Genomic DNA, 17,167 nt, shown 5'->3' with positions numbered 1-17,167 from the left:
TATCCCCATAGTTCCTACGGTTCTTGTATATGTTATTCAAGATTAAGCTATGTTTAATATTCTTAATCCTTCATCTCTAATATTTATAGCTGCATTTACATCTCTATCGTGATGTGTTTTACATTCAGGACAGTTCCACTCTCTAACATTTAAATCTTTTACTTCAATATTTTTATACCCACAAATATGACATAATTGGCTTGAAGGATAAAATTTATTTATTTTGACAATAACCCTGCCAAACCATTTGGCTTTATATGTTAGTTGTCTCATAAACTCTGACCAACTGACATCAGCTATATTTCTTGCTAATTTATGATTTTTCATCATGTTTTTAACCTGCAAATCTTCAAGACAGATTACATCGTAGTTTCTGATAAGTTGACATGTTACTTGATGTAGTAAATTGCGTCTTTGATTGGCAATTCTATCATGCAATTTAGCTACTTTTACTCTAACCTTTTCCCAATTTGAACTTCCTTTTGTTTTTCGAGAAAGCTCTCTTTGGAGTTTAGCTAATCTAGTCAATGATTTCTGCAAGTATTTAGGATTGCTATATTTTATTGCATCTGAGGTTATGACAAAATCCTTTATTCCTAAATCCAAACCGACATATTTATTCGTTTTTATGAATTCAGGTTGAGGCAGGTCTGTACAACATAGTGCAACGTAATATTTCCCACTAGGAGTCTGTGATACTGTCGCACTTAAAATCCTACCTTCTATTTGGCAATATTTATCTCTTATTTTTATCTTACCTATTTTAGGTAATTTTATTTTATTTCCTAAAAATACAATGTTGTTATTTGTCATATTTGTTTTGTACGATTTATACCGATTCTTTTTAGATTTGAATTTAGGAAAGCCTGCTTTTTGTCTATTAAAAAAGTTTTTATAAGCTGTATCTAAATTCTTTAAAGCATTTTGTAAGGAGGATTTATCTGGTTCTTTAAGCCACTTTTTTTCTTTTTTTAATTGAGTAAGCTCTTTTGAGCATTCATTATAACCTATATTTTTCTTATTTTGTTCATATGCTTTAATTCTTCTATCTAAAAAGTGATTATATATAAAACGTACACAGCCAAAAGTTTTTTGAAGTAAACTTTCTTGTGTTTTATTGGGGTATATCCTAAATTTATAAGCTTTTTCCATAATAAACACTTACGCTTTCTTCTAATTAATGAATAAATATATCACTTTCATACTATCATCTAATATAATCATGACATATGTATAGCAATATAACAAGTGTTTATATATTAACTGCCTATTTTAAATAACATATACAAGAACTGTAGGTTCTTCTTTAGTCGTATTATGAGGTCTCGTTCATATAGAAACGCTACTTTCTATACAGTTCTCTTATGAACTTCCGTTACTTTCGTAACGGCACAGACTATATCTTATCCCTCAGCTTTACCTGTTAGAGTCTGTCCACTTCCTCAGTCAATAGCTTACTGAGTACTTCCCTCAAGAGGAATAGTCGTTGAACGTTCTCCTATTCGGAGCTTCGCTGCTGATTGTCCATTTTTCAACACTTAGGATTTAACCTTATGCTATATATCTGATTTTTTCTGCTTTCGCCACATTCACGTTTAACTTTATTTCATGTTTACGTTGTAGTTCAGATATCTTTAGGGCTTTCCAGCAATTCAAACAGTATTGGATAGATCTTAGTCTATCTCTACGTACATATTTCTATATACGCTGACTATTTTGTTCGCCTAACTCATGATTAGAATCACAAGTGTGCGGCTCACAATAATCAAATTGCTTTTTTATATTCACTTCTAAAGCCATATAATCGCTCCTATCAAGCTATATCCTTTTGCTTTTTAAGCCAATAGTTCATAACTACCATAACAATTAACGAAAAAATTATTATTATAAATGCCCAAATAAATGCACTTTCTTGGTCATTTGCCTGCACAGCAGAATAAATAGCTGTTGCCATCGTTTGCGTTTTACCTGGAATATTTCCAGCTAACATGATAGTCGCACCAAATTCGCCAAGCGCTCTAGCAAAAGATAAAATTGTCCCTGCAATAATACTAGGTTTTGTCAATGGTAAAATTATTTTCCAAAAAATTCGTTCTTCACTAGCGCCCAACGTACGCGCAGCTGCTATTAAGTCCCTATCAACTTGCTCAAAGGCAGCTCGTGTTGTTCTGTACATAAGCGGAAATGATACAACTGTTGCAGTTATGACAGTCGCTGGCCAAGAAAAAATTATATTTATATCAAATATATTAAGAAATTGCCCGATAAAACTATTTTTTCCTAAAAGTAACAATAAAAAGAAACCTACCACAGTAGGCGGCAAAACCAGCGGTAAAGTGATAATTCCATCAATAATGCCTTGATATTTTTTTACTCTTTTTATATATCTTGCTGCGTAAATACCCAATACAAAAGTTATAACAGTTGCTAAACTTGCCGTTTTTATCGATATAATAAGTGGCGATAAATCCATTCCATCACCTCAAATAAAAATAGTGGCAGACTTTGTTAATTAGACTGCCACCATATTATAGATTATTTTACTTCAAAACCATATTTTTCCAAAACAGCTTTTTGCTCATTTTCACCTAAAAAAGTCAAAAAATCTTTTGCTATTTCTGGATTTTTAGAAGATGTTACCATAGCCACTGGATAAATTACTGGTTTATGTGTATCTTCTGGAGCCGTAAGTAAAATTTTTACTTTATCAGAAATCGCTGCATCTGTAGCATAAACTACACCACAATCAACTTCACCAGTTTCCACCCAGCCCAAAACTTGTCGTACATCAGAAGCATATACAGCTTTAGGCTTTATTTCATCCAATATATTCAATTTTGTAAAAATTTCTTCAGAATACTGTCCCACTGGCACTGATTTCATTTCACCTAAAGCAATTTTTTGTACTTTATCACTTGCTATATCAGAAAAATCATTCAATGTTAATGTACTATCTTTTGGCACAATAAGAACCACTTTATTTTCTAATAAATCTCTTCTAGTAGATTTATCAATCAAGTTTTCTTGTTCTAATGCATCCATTTGCTTTTGCGCTGCTGAAATAAATACATCAGACGGAGCACCTTGTTCTATTTGAGCTTGCAATGCACCTGAACTACCAAAGTTATACATCAATTTTACATTTGGGTGCTGTTTTTCATAATTAGCACCAATTTCTTTGACAGCATCTGTCATACTAGCTGCCGCTACGATATATACCTCTTTTACGGAAGTATCTTCTTCTGCTTTTTTTTCAGTTTGTACAGTATCACAACCAGAAATAATAAAACTAAATAATAATAATAGAATTAGTGCTACAAAATTTTTCTTCAATTGATACATATAAAAACCTCTGTCAATACTGAATACAACTAAAATTATAAATTAACTAAAGTTATAGCTACTAAACATACAGAAGCTACAGTTATCATCAAATTATTCATTAAAAATCTCCTTTCATTTTAAACTTAACAAGCAAATCAAACCAGCAATATTTGCTGACATATGATATATTATAAAAAAATTATCTAAAAGGCAATATAAAATACATAAAAAAACAATTTATTTTACAAAATAAAAAAGACAGGTAAAACCTGTCTTTTATCTTAAGCCCTTAGGCATATATTCAATATGGTGGAGATGAGGAGATTCGAACTCCTGACCCCCTGCTTGCAAGGCAGGTGCTCTCCCAACTGAGCTACACCCCCATATAGAGAGATATTCTCTCAAAACCAAACAATGCTTACGAATGTGCTCGACTCATACCTTACCTTCCGGTAACGCATGCTCCTTAGAAAGGAGGTGATCCAGCCGCACCTTCCGATACGGCTACCTTGTTACGACTTCACCCCAATCATCGCCCCCACCTTCGACGGTCGGTTCCTTTCGGCCCTTAGCCGGCTTCGGGTGTGAATGACTTTCGTGGTGTGACGGGCGGTGTGTACAAGGCCCGGGAACGTATTCACCGCAGTATGCTGACCTGCGATTACTAGCGATTCCGACTTCATGTAGGCGAGTTTCAGCCTGCAATCCGAACTGAGAGATGCTTTTAGGGTTCCGCTCTGCCTCGCGACTTCGCTTCCCTCTGTTCATCCCATTGTAGTACGTGTGTAGCCCAAGACGTAAGGGGCATGATGACTTGACGTCATCCCCGCCTTCCTCCGCGTTGTCCGCGGCAGTCTACTATGAGTTCCCACCTTTACGTGCTGGCAACATAGTATAGGGGTTGCGCTCGTTGCGGGACTTAACCCAACATCTCACGACACGAGCTGACGACAGCCATGCACCACCTGTCTTCCTGTTTACCGAAGTAAAAATACTTATCTCTAAGTACGTCAGTCGATGTCAAGTCTTGGTAAGGTTCTTCGCGTTGCGTCGAATTAAACCACATACTCCACCGCTTGTGCGGGCCCCCGTCAATTCCTTTGAGTTTCAACCTTGCGGCCGTACTCCCCAGGCGGGATACTTATTGCGTTAACTCCGGCACGGAAGGGGTCGATACCTCCCACACCTAGTATCCATCGTTTACGGCTAGGACTACCGGGGTATCTAATCCCGTTCGCTACCCTAGCTTTCGAGCCTCAGCGTCAGTTACAGTCCAGAAAGCCGCCTTCGCCACTGGTGTTCTTCCTAATATCTACGCATTTCACCGCTACACTAGGAATTCCGCTTCCCTCTCCTGCACTCAAGAAAGTCAGTTCGGACCCCCTCACGGGGTTGAGCCCCGCACTTTTAAAGTCCGCTTAACTTCCCGCCTGCGCTCCCTTTACGCCCAATAATTCCGGACAACGCTTGCCGCCTACGTATTACCGCGGCTGCTGGCACGTAGTTAGCCGTGGCTTCCTCGTTAAGTACCGTCAAACAACACCCTTATTCAAAATGTTGCCCTTCGCCCCTAACAACAGAACTTTACGATCCTAAGACCTTCTTCGTTCACGCGGCGTTGCTCCGTCAGGCTTTCGCCCATTGCGGAAGATTCCCCACTGCTGCCTCCCGTAGGAGTCTGGGCCGTGTCTCAGTCCCAATGTGGCCGTTCATCCTCTCAGACCGGCTACTGATCGTCGCCTTGGTGGGCCTTTACCCTCACCAACTAGCTAATCAGACGCAAGCTCATCTTCAAGCGGAAGCATTTTCAGAGGCCTCCTTTAGAGAAATATCCATGCGGTCATCTCTCATTCATTCGGTATTAGCACCCCTTTCGAAGTGTTGTCCCCATCTTGAAGGTAGATTGCTTACGCGTTACTCACCCGTTCGCCACTTGGTGTTTACCGAAATAAACACCCCGTTCGACTTGCATGTGTTAAGCACGCCGCCAGCGTTCGTCCTGAGCCAGGATCAAACTCTCCAAAAAAATTATTTTTCGAAGAACCGATTGGCTCTTAATTATCTGTTTTAAAAGAAATTTTAAAGGTAAATTCATTTTCATGAATTACCGCACATTCGTCTGTTAGAAAACATTGTGCATTGTTTAGTTTTCAAAGAACATTTCTTATTTTGTGCTGTCTCCGTGAGCCAGCTTCTATATAATACCGTGAATTCAATAAAATGTCAACACTTTTTTTGAAAAAAATATAAAATAATTTAAAATAAATTTCTAGCGTGCTATAATAATAGCGTAAAATCAACACTTTAGGAGGTTTTTATTTATGAAAAAAACTAATGCGGCACGCATACTTGACCGCTTAAAAATAAGTTATGAACTAAAAGAATACAAAGTAGACCCTAATGATTTAAGTGCCATTCATGTTGCCCAAGAAGCTGGTATGAATATAAAAACTGTATTTAAGACTCTTGTAGCTCGCAGCGATAAAAATGATATTGTCATGGCATGTATCCCTGGCGATGATGAACTCGATTTAAAAAAATTAGCAAAAGCCTCCGGTCACAAAAAAATGGAAATGATTCATTTAAAAGAACTTCAACCACTCACAGGCTATATTCGCGGTGGTTGCTCTCCACTTGGCGCAAAAAAAGATTATCCTGTTTTCATCGATGAAACAGCTCTAAACTGGGAAAAAATTGCTGTCAGTGCTGGTATTCGCGGTGGACAAATTATCATAAATCCTAACGATTTAATCAATGCAGTAAAAGCTACCGTTTCTCCATTAACGAAATAGATATAAAGTGAGTGAAATTTACATGAATACGGAAGAACGACGCCAAAAAATCTTAGAAACGCTCATTGACAGCAAAACTCCATTGACAGGCACTGTACTTGCTAATAAGTTTCAAGTCAGCCGTCAGATAATTGTCGGTGACATCACTGTACTTCGCGCTACAGGCCATGATATATACGCTACACCACGCGGTTATATAATTCCGAATAAACCTCAAAATTGCAATATGCTGGAAACGATTTGCTGTCGCCATGCTAACGATAAGGACAGCGTCAAAAAAGAATTTGAAATAATCGTCGACAACGGCGGCAAAGTGCATGACGTCATCGTCGACCATCCTCTGTACGGTGAAATCAGAGTCAATCTGTTCATTGCCACGCGCCGTGAAGCATACGCCTTCATCAAAAAAATGCAGCAGACAAAAGCCGAACCGCTCTTGGTTATGACAAACGGCGTTCACTACCATACGATTGAAGTTCCCGACAAGGACACCCTGTCCGTCATCTGCCAGGAACTTGCAAACGCCGGTATTTTAGTGAACGAATAAATAGATAAGCACACAAAAAGCAATTCATCTTGAAAAGTTTATAGATGAATTGCTTTTTGTTTACACTACTTTATCAAATTTTATTTTACTAAATCAAGTTTACCCTGTTTTTGCAGTTCAGCTTTTGTTTCAGCTTCAATTTCTTCACGCGTTCTGTAATCCTGTTTAACAGTTTTCGCATAGCGTACCCAGCTGCGAATTGCTTCTATCATAACTACGGCAACGAGAACAAACATTACGGCACTGATTGCCACAAGCAGCCATTTGCCTGTCGGAATGTAGTTCGTAAAAATGTTCAGATAATCGGCGTAGCAGGTGATGATAGCAAGGAAAATACACGGTATCATCGTTACCCACGCATAACGGCCGCGGCCGATGCGGAAAATATACGATGTGCCGATTGCCAGAGCTATCGTGCCCAGAAGCTGGTTGGATACGCCGAACAGCGGCCAGATTTCACCGATATTGCCCTGAAGTACGAGATATCCCCAGCAGATGCTTACAGCAGCGCTGCAGAAGATAATGCCCGGCCACCATTCCGTATTGCCGAACGGTTTGTAAACTCTGCCCAGAAGTTCCTGCAGCAGATAACGGCCTACGCGCGAGCCGGCATCAATCAAAGTCAGAATGAACAATGCTTCAAACATAATGCAGAAATGGTACCAGAAGCCCATGAACTGTTCCATGTACGGAATTTTGGAGAATACGTCCGCCATGCCGACAGCAAGCGATACGGCGCCGCCCGGTCTGTGCATCAAATCTTCACCGACCATATGCGACAGCATCGGCAAATCCTGCACCTGAAGTCCCAGCGAAGCAAATGCCTGCTGTGTGGAGTTGATAGCAAAATAATCGGACGGATGAAGGCTCGTTGCAGCGATTAATGCCATCATGGAAATGAACGCTTCTGTAAGCATTGCACCGTAACCGATTGGTAAAATCTGACGTTCGTTCATAATCATCTTCGGCGTAGTACCGGTGGAAATAAGACTGTGGAAACCGGAGATGGCACCGCAGGCGATAGTGATGAATACGAACGGAATAACGGAACCGCTGATTACAGGTCCGCCGCCCCATAAAAACGGCGAAGTTGCCGGCATGCGGATTTCCGGCGCAACGATGATGATACCGAGTGCCAAAGCCAAAATCGTACCTATTTTCATATAAGTGCTCAGATAATCACGCGGCGCGAGAAGCAGCCAAACCGGCAGAACGGATGCCAAAAAGCCGTATACGGCAATAGCAATTTCAATCTGAACAACATTATATGTAAAATACGGTGCGAGTGTCGCAGAATCTCTTACATATGGTCCAAGTGCAACGGCAATCAAAATCATCGCTACACCGATAATCGTAGCTTCCTGAATACGTCCCGGACGCAGATATTTAAGATAAATACCAATAAAAATAGCAATAGGAATTGTCGCGCCTACCGTAAACGTTCCCCACGGGCTGTTGAACAATGAGTTTGCAACAACAACCGCCATGCCGGCTTCCGTTATAATGAGCAGAAACAGCGTTGCCCAGAGAGCACTCGTACCGGCAAGCTTGCTGATTTCCGTCTTGGCGATTTCCGCCAGCGATTTACCGTTATGGCGAATGGATGCCACCAAAATTACCATATCATGCACGGCACCGGCCATAACCGAACCGATTAAAATCCACATCATGCCCGGCAGATAACCGAACTGCGCCGCGATAACCGGACCGACAAGCGGACCTGCCCCCGCAATAGCGGCAAAATGATGACCGAACACAACCCATTTATTCGTCGGCACATAGTCATGACCATCTTCCAGGCGAATAGACGGCGGTACATTGTACTGGTTCAAAGTCAATACTTTGGCAGCAATGAATGCACCGTAAAAACGATAAGCTAAAATAAGTACACACGCTGTAATTATTACGAGATGTACACCGTTCATAAAAAATCCTCCCTTTTCTCTCTATGTATACATATATCGTATACATACATAAATTTCATTAATCGTTACATGTAAAATCTCCCGCCTTCTTTCTAAGAATTATTATGTACTACTTTGTGAATAAATTAACTCACACAGACAATTTCGGCAAAAATTTTCAATCTCCTTCATGATTTTGCAACTTTTTCAAAATTTCTCCATGAATACAAAATACCTGTAGCTCATTCTAAAAACATACGCTACAGGTATTTTCATCAATCCACTAATTTTATCTTTTGTAAAAATTTATAAATGCCGTCGTGATTATTATCATCCGTTACGGCAGACGCCGTTTTCTTCACGTCGTCCGGCGCATTGTTCATCGCCACGCCGACGCCTGCAAGCTCTAGCATGTCCAAATCATTGTAATTATCCCCGAAGGCAATGGACTGATTTGCCTTCAAGCCGAAATGCTCCAGCATGATTTTTATACCTTCCGCCTTTGATACGGTTTTGTCCATTATCTCCAGCAAAATCGGACTGGAACGCATTATTTTCAGCTGCGGAAACATTTCTCCGAGCATTTTTTCCATCATTTCGCAAATAGGCGGACTGGTCATGCACAAAAGTTTGTTCGGCAATACGCCGTCTGCCAGCAGTTGCGCAAAATCAGCCTGCCGTGCTTTTACGCGGGTAATATTCTCCTCTCTGACAACTGCTTTATTCTCCGTGTCTTCTACAAACCAGCCGTCTCCCGCATAATAGTTGATAACTACACTGTCTTGCCAGAACAGTTTTATTTCCTTGATGACGGCCGCCGTATCCGCAGCACTTATTTTTCTGTCATACAGGATATTTTGCCTGTCATCCAGAACTAACGCTCCGCCGTAACTTATCATCGGTATGTTCACATTCATTTCATCTGTTACTGTCCGTATGGCTTGCGGCATACGCGCCGAAACGAGTACAAAGGGGATGGACTTTTGCAGCAGTTCTTTTACGGCAAGCGTCGTACTCGGCAGAACGTGATGCGATGATGTGAGCACTGTACCGTCGATATCTGAAAAAACGATTTTATATTGCATGACCAGACCTCCAATCTGTCGATTTTAGTCGATTTTGCTTTCTTAAAAAAAGAGCTATGATGCAGTGTTAGGTGGGGAGATTATCATCATAGCTCTATTTAGCAATATTATTTTTCTATATAATTGATTAATTTATTGACATTGGCTCTACCGTTTTTCAGACCGAGACCTACGGCTATGCAGCCGATGATGCTTACAGCCATGACTACAGCTCCTGCCGCCGGAATAAATACGCTGTACTGTCCGCCGAACAGGATAAGCAGCAGTGCTACGGAAGAAATCACCATCAGATTTCGAAGCCAGCCTTTTAAATTATTCAGCATTTTTATCTGGTACTTAATTTCATTGACATAAACCTGTTTCTCTCTGCCGTCCACGCTAAAACCTCCTTCAACAAATTACCATTAATAGCTGAGACCCGTATCGAAGAAGCCTACAAGTACGCCGACGAATGCAATCACTACGAGAAGCAGCATTACCATAATCGGCGACATTTTTCTTTTCGCCATCAGATACCAGCACAGGATAACGAAAGCTGCCGATAAGATGTTCGGGAATACGCCGTCCAATGTATTTTGCAGTACGAGGAACGGTTTGTCCGCACCGGCTGCCGTCATAGTGAAGCCTGTTTTGATGTTAATCCATGTTGCAGCAACGGCGCCGATTACGATAGTACCGAGCATAACGATAGATTCACGGATTGCCGTAGCCTGTTCGCCGACTAAGAAATCAATCGCTTTACCGCCGAGTTCATAGCCTTTGAAGTATAAAAATCTCATACCGAAAGTGATAAGCAAGTTCCATACAATGATGTAGAAAATAGCACCGATTGGCGAGCCGCCGGAAGAAAGACCCATTGCCACGCCGAGCAGGATAGGGATTAACGTACCTACAACGAGAGAATCGCCGATACCAGCAAGAGGACCCATAAGACCTGCACGAAGACCATTGATTGTTTCTGCGTTGATATCGTCTGCGCCATTTGCTTTTGCTTCTTCTAAGCTGGCTGTGATACCAACAACAACACTGCCGACCTGTGGTTCTGTATTGAAGAAAGCTGTATATGTTTCCATTGCTTTCTTTTGTTCTTCTTTTGTTTTATATAATTCTTCAACAATTGGTAACATGGCACACAAATAACCAAAAGTCTGCATGTGTTCTTGGGAGAAACATGTTAAATGTCCATAATACCAATTTCTAAATGATTTATTTAATGTTTTCTTAGAAATCTTTGCCATTTAAATATCCTCCTCATCATCGTCATCATCATCACTGCTTGCTTTAGCAGGAGCAGCACTAGCTGCTTTCTTAGCTTCTATACGGAGCATTTGAATTTTATAGTTGATAATTGCAAACATACCACCGACAATAGCAGCACCAATTAAGTTTAATCCCATGCCTGCTGCTAATGCAAAGCCTAAGAAGAATGGAATGAAATCGAGGAAACTATCTGCAACTTGTTTAAGTAAGATAGCAACCCCAACTGCAGGAAGGAGAGCACCAACTGTAAATAAAGTCTGCATTGCAAGACCATCCATTGGGAGATAAACTTTGATTAATTCTACCATTGGAGCACCCATTTTGCACATGATGAGTGTTGGAAGGAAAGAGCAGATAATATGAGAAATCCAAGGAAGACCCATATCAACCATATACAATTTATGGAAATCGCCTTGTTCAACAGCTTTCCAACCTATATGTTGCCATGCCAAGTTGATTGTTGCTGTACCATAGAATAAAACTGTACCAAGTGTACCAACCATGGAACCAAAGGAAGTTGCAAGAGCCATACCTTCTGGGCTACCTGCATCAATACCCATAGATTTTACTGCTATCATAGCAAGTGGAATACCGATATAACTTACGGCACGAACATCGGCGGAAACTGTACCACCTGGTGTTACCAATGCGATGTAAACAACCTGCATTGCAGTACCAATTAAGATACCGCTTTTAATATCACCTAAAATAATACCGCAAACAAGACCGCCGACAAGTGGACGACCTAATGTGTAGTTACCAATTACTGTACCGCCCATACCTGGCATACTAGCTAAACATGCAAAAAAACCGAGTAGCGCGGCTTGAAGCCAACTAATTTCCAATTTAGTCCCCTCCTATTTTTATTTTATAAGTTCCTGCTAAAAATTATCGCGTTTATATCAGAAACCAAATTTACCTTTGTATTTATCCCAGCTGCCGATGGAAACATCTGGTAATAAAGAAAATTCTACTTGATAGCCAGCTTTGCTGATTTCTTCTAAAGCTTCAGCTTCTTCTTGTGTAATAGACTGGTTATTACCGAGTTTAACTGCATCGTCACGGTCATTGCATGGACCTACGATTACTTTTGTAATACCACATTTAAAGCCCATATCTACGAGAATTTTTTTTCATATCGATAGGATTTTTAGTGATTAAGAAATAACGAGTATCGCTGTCTAAAACCTGCTGAGCTTTTTTCTGAAAATGTTCTAAAGTCCAAACGAAAGTTTTTTTACCACTAGCTGCTTTGTAAGCTGCTTTTAAAACATCGGATTTAGCTGCTTTATCATTTACAGCAATCAAACCATCGCACGGATATTCACGTGCCCAACGAGTGCAAGTTTGACCATGAATCATACGGTCATCAATACGAATAAATGAAACTGACATAAGTAATTCCTCCTAAAAATTAAATATCATCATCGTCATCATCTGCTTCAATTTTAAATTCTCTCAAAGCTCCATGAGCTTCTTGAAGAACTTGTTCAGCAAGATTTTCTAAAGCAAAAGTATCTTTCATCAATACGGAAGTGAGTGCTACTGGTAAATTCATACCGCCAATAACAACCATTTTTATACCTTTGTTATTCAATACATTAACTGCATTAGTGAGTGGTGAACCACCAATTAAATCCCCTAATAAAATTACTTCATCATCTGTTGTAATTTTGCTTACCGTATCAGTAAATAATTGCGCAAATTCATCCACGCTTTTTCCGTCTTCAAGACCTACGGCTATGATATCTTCTCTTTTACCAACTAACATGGAAAGTGCATTTGCTAAGCCTTCTGCAAATTTTCCATGACTTACTAATATTACATATTTCATTAATTAAACCTCCTTTACTAATTTTAACGTTTCTCTTATTTTTCTAATAATTCTTTTAACACAAATAATTTTAGCAAATCCATCTACTTTTTTAACGTGTCTATAATCATATATTTGACATGACTATTTATATATTCATTTATTACATTTGTCATATCGCTAAATCATAAAAAAAAGACTACTTATCGTAGTCTTTCAATTTCTCAAATATTTATTTACTTCCTTTTGCAAATCTATCAATGACATATCCAAATCATCATTATCTTGAATAATCTCTCTTATATTCCTATCCATTATACTTAAAGCTGTATCGTATTTTTTAAACTGTCCTGCTGTAACAGCACTTTCCATTACATCATCTAATAAATTCATATTTACTTGACTTTCTTGTAACTTATCTTTATTTAATAAATTATTAACTTCATCTGAACGTATCACTGATTTTAAAGAGGATACACCTTGAGAATACTGAAATAAATCCTTTTGCGACTGCTCATTATATGTAAGCATTTTCAAAAAATCCCATGCCTCTTTTGAATGTGTTGTTCTTGATGATATGGCCATTAAAAGTGATGATACTTCGCTTACATGCTTCTTATTTTTGGCTACAGGCATTCTAACGCAATCCCATTCAAATGTAGAATATTTTTTTATACTCCAAGGATATGGCTTATAAGCACGATACTGTGAAAATGGCATCGGCGCAAACACTATTTTACCTTTATCAAAATCATTAGCCTTTACATTATAGCCCTGATTTAATTCATTTAAATTCTTCATGAAGGTCAATGCTTCTTTTACTTCATCTCTATTTAAATAACATGCTGTGCCGTCTTCGTTAAATAATTGCAGATTGTATCCATTTATTGCATCAATCCATGTAAAATTATAACAGCCGTATTGGTCAATGATGCCATCGCCATCACTATCTTTTGTCACTTTTTTGCAAATGTCATAAAAGTCATCTAATGTCCAATCATTTTTAGGCATTGGTATGCCTTCTTTTTCTAGTAAAGTTTTATTGACAAACATCAATTTGGGATTACTTTCATACGGAAGAGCATATTGATTGCCTTCATACTGCCCAATTTTTAAAACACTTCCATAATAATTGTTTATATCAAAACTTTTATCATTTTCAATTAAACCTGTTAAATCCTTTAAAGCTCCAACTGAACTTAAAGTATTAAAATCATCACCTAAAACAATAAATACATCCGGTTCATTACCTTCTATGATTTGGTCTGCTAGCCATAAGGAATAATCTTCTTTTAAAATACCACTTTTATATTCAATTTTTACATTTGGATGCTCTTCTTCAAATCTAGCAATAGCCGTATCTATGAGTTTATATCCGCTACCGTTAGGAACATCCCAATTACTGCCTGCAAATACGCCCACTTTTAATACAATCGTTTGATTATACGACCAATACATCGCAAAAGCTATGACTAATATAATAATGCCTATACCAATTTTTAATTTATTCATTATCAAAATCCCTTATAGTTTTACCAGTCTGTACAGCCCAAATAGCGAGCTGAGTTCTATCCCTCAAATTCAATTTTGATAAGATGGAACTAAGGTAATTTCTGACTGTACCTTCAGATAAAAATAATTTTTGAGCAATTTCCTTGTTAGATAAACCGCAACCTACTTGCTGAATGACTTTCCATTCTGTTTTACTGATATCCTTCAAAAAACTTTCATCTACTTGAATAATCATATTATGTTGTGACATCTTTGTGAACATACTGAATACTTTCGTTGCAATATCTGGGTTGATTAAAGCACCACCTTTATATACAGTCACGATATCACTGTATAATTCATCCATGCTAACATCTTTTAACAAATAGCCACTTGCGCCATATTTTAATGCACTAAATACAAAATCATCATCATTAAAAGTCGTTAAAATTACAACTTTTGTCGCTGGATATTGTTCTTTTATGACTTTTGTACAGTACACACCATCCATATGAGGCATGCGAATATCCATTAAAACAATATCCACTTCTTTTTGCTTTAATATATCGAGTACTTCAAAACCATCTGCCGCCACTCCTACTATTTCAAGGTCTTTATGCGTACTCAAAATAATTTTAAGCGATGTTCTTATCAATTCTTGGTCATCAGCAATTACTACTCTAATCATTCCTTACTACACCTCTATTATTTAAAAATCGGTATCTTCACCATTACCATAAAACCATTCGTTCCATCAAATTTAACTTTTCCGTTAATAATAGCAACACGTTCTTTCATTTGTTTTAAACCAAAACCATACGATATTTCACTACAACCGATACCATTATCTTTTATGTACAAACAAAGATTATTTTCTTCCATATACAACGAAATATTTATCTGGCTAGCACCACCATGACGCACTGAATTAGTCATACTTTCTTGAATAATCCTAAATAAAATATCTTCTGTTGTATTTTCCAAATCCACATCTTTTAATCTGTAATCTAATTTAATATTTACCTCACTTAAACTGCCAAAATCATCTATCATCTTTTCTATGGCTTCTTTAAAGCCCTGTTTTTCTAAAGCTCCTGGTCTAAGTTTATTTAAAGATTTTCGTACATCAACCATACCTTGACGCACTACTTTAGAAATAACTTTTAACTGACTTTTCGTCGCTTCTGGATTACTGTCAATCATCACAATACAAGCATCAATACCAGCTGCCACACCTGCTAAAGCATGACCAACTGTATCATGAATTTCCCTTGCTAATCTTTTTCTTTCATTGTTTTCGCCAATTCTTTCCGTAACTACAGCATATCTTTGCAATTTTTTATTTACAAGCGAAATCATTCTAAGTTTTTTAGAAATAAATTCATTTTCTTGAATTTGACCTACTGCATATACTGACATAAAAATTATAAATAACAATATATTAAACATTTCTAAAATACTTTTAGATAAAAATAACAGATTTTTTAAATTTACATCGTAAAATTGTACGTATTGCTGAAAATTCATCAATGGTGAAAAAGCTGTAAATACATCCCAATTTGTAAACAAATACATACCAATCAATGATATCAACATATATTTAGCATATTTATCATCTTTAAAATTATAAATACAATCACAAAAAACCAATAAAACTAAGCCATTATACGTCATATACAAAAGATATACTATGATAAAACAAATAATAGCTTCAAAAAAATTATATAGATTATTGACTAATTTATGTTCAATAATTTTTTTATCACGATGATACATAAGGTAAATCAATATTGCAAATAAAATTATTGAACCCCAAAATACCAACTGAGGAGACTTTGGCACATAAGTAATTTTTTCTAAAAATTCTCTTGCTAATTGATTTTCAACAATGTATTTACTGGTAAATAATATTATCGTTGCTAAAAATAATATATTTATAAAATTCAATAACACCATCAAATTACGTATTATTGACAGATAATATAAATTTGTATGTTTCATTATTGCCAACTCTTTTCATCATATTTGTTTAAATTATCCTTATTTATGAAAAAAACTGGTACTATAACTTCTTTTTCCACATTTTCGCCAGATATAATATCATACATTTTTTCTCCAGCTATTTTCCCTATGGATATAGGCGACTGTGCCACCGTTCCAGCTGCCATTGGATTGTATTTAAATAATGATTTCATATCCGGTGTTCCATCTACACCATAGACTAAAACATCATAACGTTGTTTAGACTCTAAAGCTGCTATTGCCCCCAAGGCACTTGGGTCATTAAGTGCCATGATAACATCGACATCTGGTGTTTCTTCTAACATTTTCTGTGTAGCAGGCATTGCCTTTTCTAATTGCCCTTCACATTCGCTTTCGTTGATGATTTTATAATTATCATTACCTTTTATTGTATCAGTAAAACCTTTAATTCTGTCTTCTGCTGATTTAGCCGTTGTATGCTTCAATAAAAAAATATTTGCCTTATCAAGTCTATTCATCATAGCTGTTGCACATTGTACACCTGCATTATAATTATCTGAAACAATTGTACAATCTACTAATTCTTTATTTTGAATTTGTGAATCAACAATAATGACCGGTATACCCTTTTTTTTAGCATATTCTAAAGCAGGACTGATTTTCTGAAAATCTATTGGATTGACAAAAATTCCATCTACTCTTTTTTCTACTAAATCATAAATTTGTTCATTTTGCTTTTCTATATCAAGGGCTGGGTCTAAAGTTATAAGCACATCATTATGTTCTTCTACAATTTTTAATATCTCATTATTAATAATCTTATAAAAAGGATTATTCATCGTCATATATGTAACACCAAAAACTTTATGTTCTCTATCTGCTACTATGTATTGCATATAAATAAAACATATAATGGCAATATTTAATACTATTATTATTTTCCAAATAAAACTTTTATTACTACGCAT

The 17,167-nt window shown here is 37.3% G+C and carries 17 protein-coding genes, 1 tRNA gene and 1 rRNA gene; 2 read left to right on the top strand and 17 right to left on the bottom strand.

Annotated features, from left to right (window positions below; all coding sequences use genetic code 11):
• Positions 1-42 precede the first annotated feature (42 nt).
• From tnpB to CKV65_RS01125, 5 genes are all read right to left on the bottom strand, one after another.
• Positions 43-1,152, bottom strand: coding sequence for an IS200/IS605 family element RNA-guided endonuclease TnpB (gene tnpB, locus CKV65_RS01145; RefSeq protein WP_095197713.1), 1,110 nt, complete (start codon positions 1,150-1,152; stop codon positions 43-45).
• Positions 1,153-1,813: 661 nt separating this feature from the next.
• Positions 1,814-2,473, bottom strand: a complete 660-nt coding sequence (gene modB, locus CKV65_RS01140) for a molybdate ABC transporter permease subunit (protein ID WP_027890683.1) — start codon at positions 2,471-2,473, stop codon at positions 1,814-1,816.
• Positions 2,474-2,535: 62 nt separating this feature from the next.
• On the bottom strand, positions 2,536-3,333 hold the full coding sequence (gene modA, locus CKV65_RS01135; protein WP_422730536.1) for a molybdate ABC transporter substrate-binding protein: 798 nt from the start codon (positions 3,331-3,333) through the stop codon (positions 2,536-2,538).
• 298 nt (positions 3,334-3,631) lie between these two features.
• Positions 3,632-3,707 (bottom strand) — tRNA-Ala (locus tag CKV65_RS01130).
• Between the two features lie 87 nt (positions 3,708-3,794).
• A 16S ribosomal RNA gene (locus tag CKV65_RS01125) occupies positions 3,795-5,350 on the bottom strand.
• Between the two features lie 295 nt (positions 5,351-5,645).
• On the opposite strand from CKV65_RS01125, the gene ybaK reads away from it, so the two are divergent.
• Positions 5,646-6,116: a Cys-tRNA(Pro) deacylase gene (gene ybaK, locus CKV65_RS01120; RefSeq protein WP_027890122.1), complete on the top strand. Its 471-nt coding sequence runs from the start codon at positions 5,646-5,648 to the stop codon at positions 6,114-6,116.
• A 22-nt stretch (positions 6,117-6,138) separates the two neighbouring features.
• Positions 6,139-6,663, top strand: coding sequence for a transcription repressor NadR (locus tag CKV65_RS01115; protein WP_027890123.1), 525 nt, complete (start codon positions 6,139-6,141; stop codon positions 6,661-6,663).
• A gap of 80 nt (positions 6,664-6,743) precedes the next feature.
• On the opposite strand, the gene CKV65_RS01110 is transcribed toward CKV65_RS01115, so the two are convergent.
• From CKV65_RS01110 to CKV65_RS01060, 12 genes are all read right to left on the bottom strand, one after another.
• Positions 6,744-8,588, bottom strand: a complete 1,845-nt coding sequence (locus CKV65_RS01110; RefSeq protein WP_027890124.1) for a carbon starvation CstA family protein — start codon at positions 8,586-8,588, stop codon at positions 6,744-6,746.
• A gap of 254 nt (positions 8,589-8,842) precedes the next feature.
• The gene (locus CKV65_RS01105) at positions 8,843-9,652 is read right to left on the bottom strand and encodes a Cof-type HAD-IIB family hydrolase (protein WP_027890125.1); all 810 of its coding nucleotides are present in this window, start codon (positions 9,650-9,652) and stop codon (positions 8,843-8,845) included.
• Positions 9,653-9,759: 107 nt separating this feature from the next.
• Positions 9,760-10,029: a hypothetical protein gene (locus CKV65_RS01100; protein WP_027890126.1), complete on the bottom strand. Its 270-nt coding sequence runs from the start codon at positions 10,027-10,029 to the stop codon at positions 9,760-9,762.
• Between the two features lie 27 nt (positions 10,030-10,056).
• Entirely contained in the window at positions 10,057-10,890 is an 834-nt protein-coding gene (locus CKV65_RS01095) for a PTS system mannose/fructose/sorbose family transporter subunit IID (RefSeq protein ID WP_027890127.1), read from the bottom strand.
• Positions 10,891-11,757, bottom strand: coding sequence for a PTS mannose/fructose/sorbose/N-acetylgalactosamine transporter subunit IIC (locus tag CKV65_RS01090; RefSeq protein ID WP_027890128.1), 867 nt, complete (start codon positions 11,755-11,757; stop codon positions 10,891-10,893).
• A 57-nt stretch (positions 11,758-11,814) separates the two neighbouring features.
• Positions 11,815-12,027, bottom strand: coding sequence for a PTS sugar transporter subunit IIB (locus CKV65_RS10975; protein WP_269457065.1), 213 nt, complete (start codon positions 12,025-12,027; stop codon positions 11,815-11,817).
• A complete protein-coding gene (locus tag CKV65_RS10970; protein ID WP_269457064.1) occupies positions 12,017-12,307 on the bottom strand; it encodes a PTS sugar transporter subunit IIB in 291 nt (96 codons plus the stop codon). The genes CKV65_RS10975 and CKV65_RS10970 overlap by 11 nt, the downstream gene beginning before the upstream one ends.
• Before the next feature lie 19 nt (positions 12,308-12,326).
• On the bottom strand, positions 12,327-12,746 hold the full coding sequence (locus tag CKV65_RS01080; RefSeq protein WP_027890129.1) for a PTS sugar transporter subunit IIA: 420 nt from the start codon (positions 12,744-12,746) through the stop codon (positions 12,327-12,329).
• 195 nt (positions 12,747-12,941) lie between these two features.
• Positions 12,942-14,237, bottom strand: coding sequence for an ABC transporter substrate-binding protein (locus CKV65_RS01075; protein ID WP_027890130.1), 1,296 nt, complete (start codon positions 14,235-14,237; stop codon positions 12,942-12,944).
• On the bottom strand, positions 14,230-14,904 hold the full coding sequence (locus tag CKV65_RS01070; RefSeq protein WP_027890131.1) for a response regulator transcription factor: 675 nt from the start codon (positions 14,902-14,904) through the stop codon (positions 14,230-14,232). Before CKV65_RS01070 ends, CKV65_RS01075 begins: the two co-directional genes overlap by 8 nt.
• Before the next feature lie 17 nt (positions 14,905-14,921).
• The gene (locus tag CKV65_RS01065; protein ID WP_027890132.1) at positions 14,922-16,217 is read right to left on the bottom strand and encodes a sensor histidine kinase; all 1,296 of its coding nucleotides are present in this window, start codon (positions 16,215-16,217) and stop codon (positions 14,922-14,924) included.
• Positions 16,217-17,095 (bottom strand): sugar ABC transporter substrate-binding protein, encoded by an 879-nt coding sequence (locus CKV65_RS01060; protein ID WP_231922691.1) that lies wholly within the window; start codon positions 17,093-17,095, stop codon positions 16,217-16,219. The genes CKV65_RS01065 and CKV65_RS01060 overlap by 1 nt, the downstream gene beginning before the upstream one ends.
• Positions 17,096-17,167 lie beyond the last annotated feature (72 nt).

This window comes from Megamonas hypermegale (genome assembly GCF_900187035.1).
GTDB classification, from domain to species: Bacteria; Bacillota; Negativicutes; order Selenomonadales; family Selenomonadaceae; genus Megamonas; species Megamonas hypermegale.
The sequence above is the reverse complement of the archived record's forward strand: the minus strand, read 5'-3'. Positions and strand labels throughout refer to the sequence as shown.

What these genes read in the sequence shown, in the direction of transcription:
- tnpB (WP_095197713.1), bottom strand. Translation starts at nt 1,152, where the DNA reads ATGGAAAAAGCTTATAAATTTAGGATATACCCCAATAAAACACAAGAA.
- modB (WP_027890683.1), bottom strand. Translation starts at nt 2,473, where the DNA reads ATGGATTTATCGCCACTTATTATATCGATAAAAACGGCAAGTTTAGCA.
- ybaK (WP_027890122.1), top strand. Translation starts at nt 5,646, where the DNA reads ATGAAAAAAACTAATGCGGCACGCATACTTGACCGCTTAAAAATAAGT.
- CKV65_RS01115 (WP_027890123.1), top strand. Translation starts at nt 6,139, where the DNA reads ATGAATACGGAAGAACGACGCCAAAAAATCTTAGAAACGCTCATTGAC.
- CKV65_RS01110 (WP_027890124.1), bottom strand. Translation starts at nt 8,588, where the DNA reads ATGAACGGTGTACATCTCGTAATAATTACAGCGTGTGTACTTATTTTA.
- CKV65_RS01105 (WP_027890125.1), bottom strand. Translation starts at nt 9,652, where the DNA reads ATGCAATATAAAATCGTTTTTTCAGATATCGACGGTACAGTGCTCACA.
- CKV65_RS01095 (WP_027890127.1), bottom strand. Translation starts at nt 10,890, where the DNA reads ATGGCAAAGATTTCTAAGAAAACATTAAATAAATCATTTAGAAATTGG.
- CKV65_RS10975 (WP_269457065.1), bottom strand. Translation starts at nt 12,027, where the DNA reads ATGGGCTTTAAATGTGGTATTACAAAAGTAATCGTAGGTCCATGCAAT.
- CKV65_RS10970 (WP_269457064.1), bottom strand. Translation starts at nt 12,307, where the DNA reads ATGTCAGTTTCATTTATTCGTATTGATGACCGTATGATTCATGGTCAA.
- CKV65_RS01080 (WP_027890129.1), bottom strand. Translation starts at nt 12,746, where the DNA reads ATGAAATATGTAATATTAGTAAGTCATGGAAAATTTGCAGAAGGCTTA.
- CKV65_RS01075 (WP_027890130.1), bottom strand. Translation starts at nt 14,237, where the DNA reads ATGAATAAATTAAAAATTGGTATAGGCATTATTATATTAGTCATAGCT.
- CKV65_RS01070 (WP_027890131.1), bottom strand. Translation starts at nt 14,904, where the DNA reads ATGATTAGAGTAGTAATTGCTGATGACCAAGAATTGATAAGAACATCG.
- CKV65_RS01065 (WP_027890132.1), bottom strand. Translation starts at nt 16,217, where the DNA reads ATGAAACATACAAATTTATATTATCTGTCAATAATACGTAATTTGATG.
- CKV65_RS01060 (WP_231922691.1), bottom strand. Translation starts at nt 17,095, where the DNA reads ATGCAATACATAGTAGCAGATAGAGAACATAAAGTTTTTGGTGTTACA.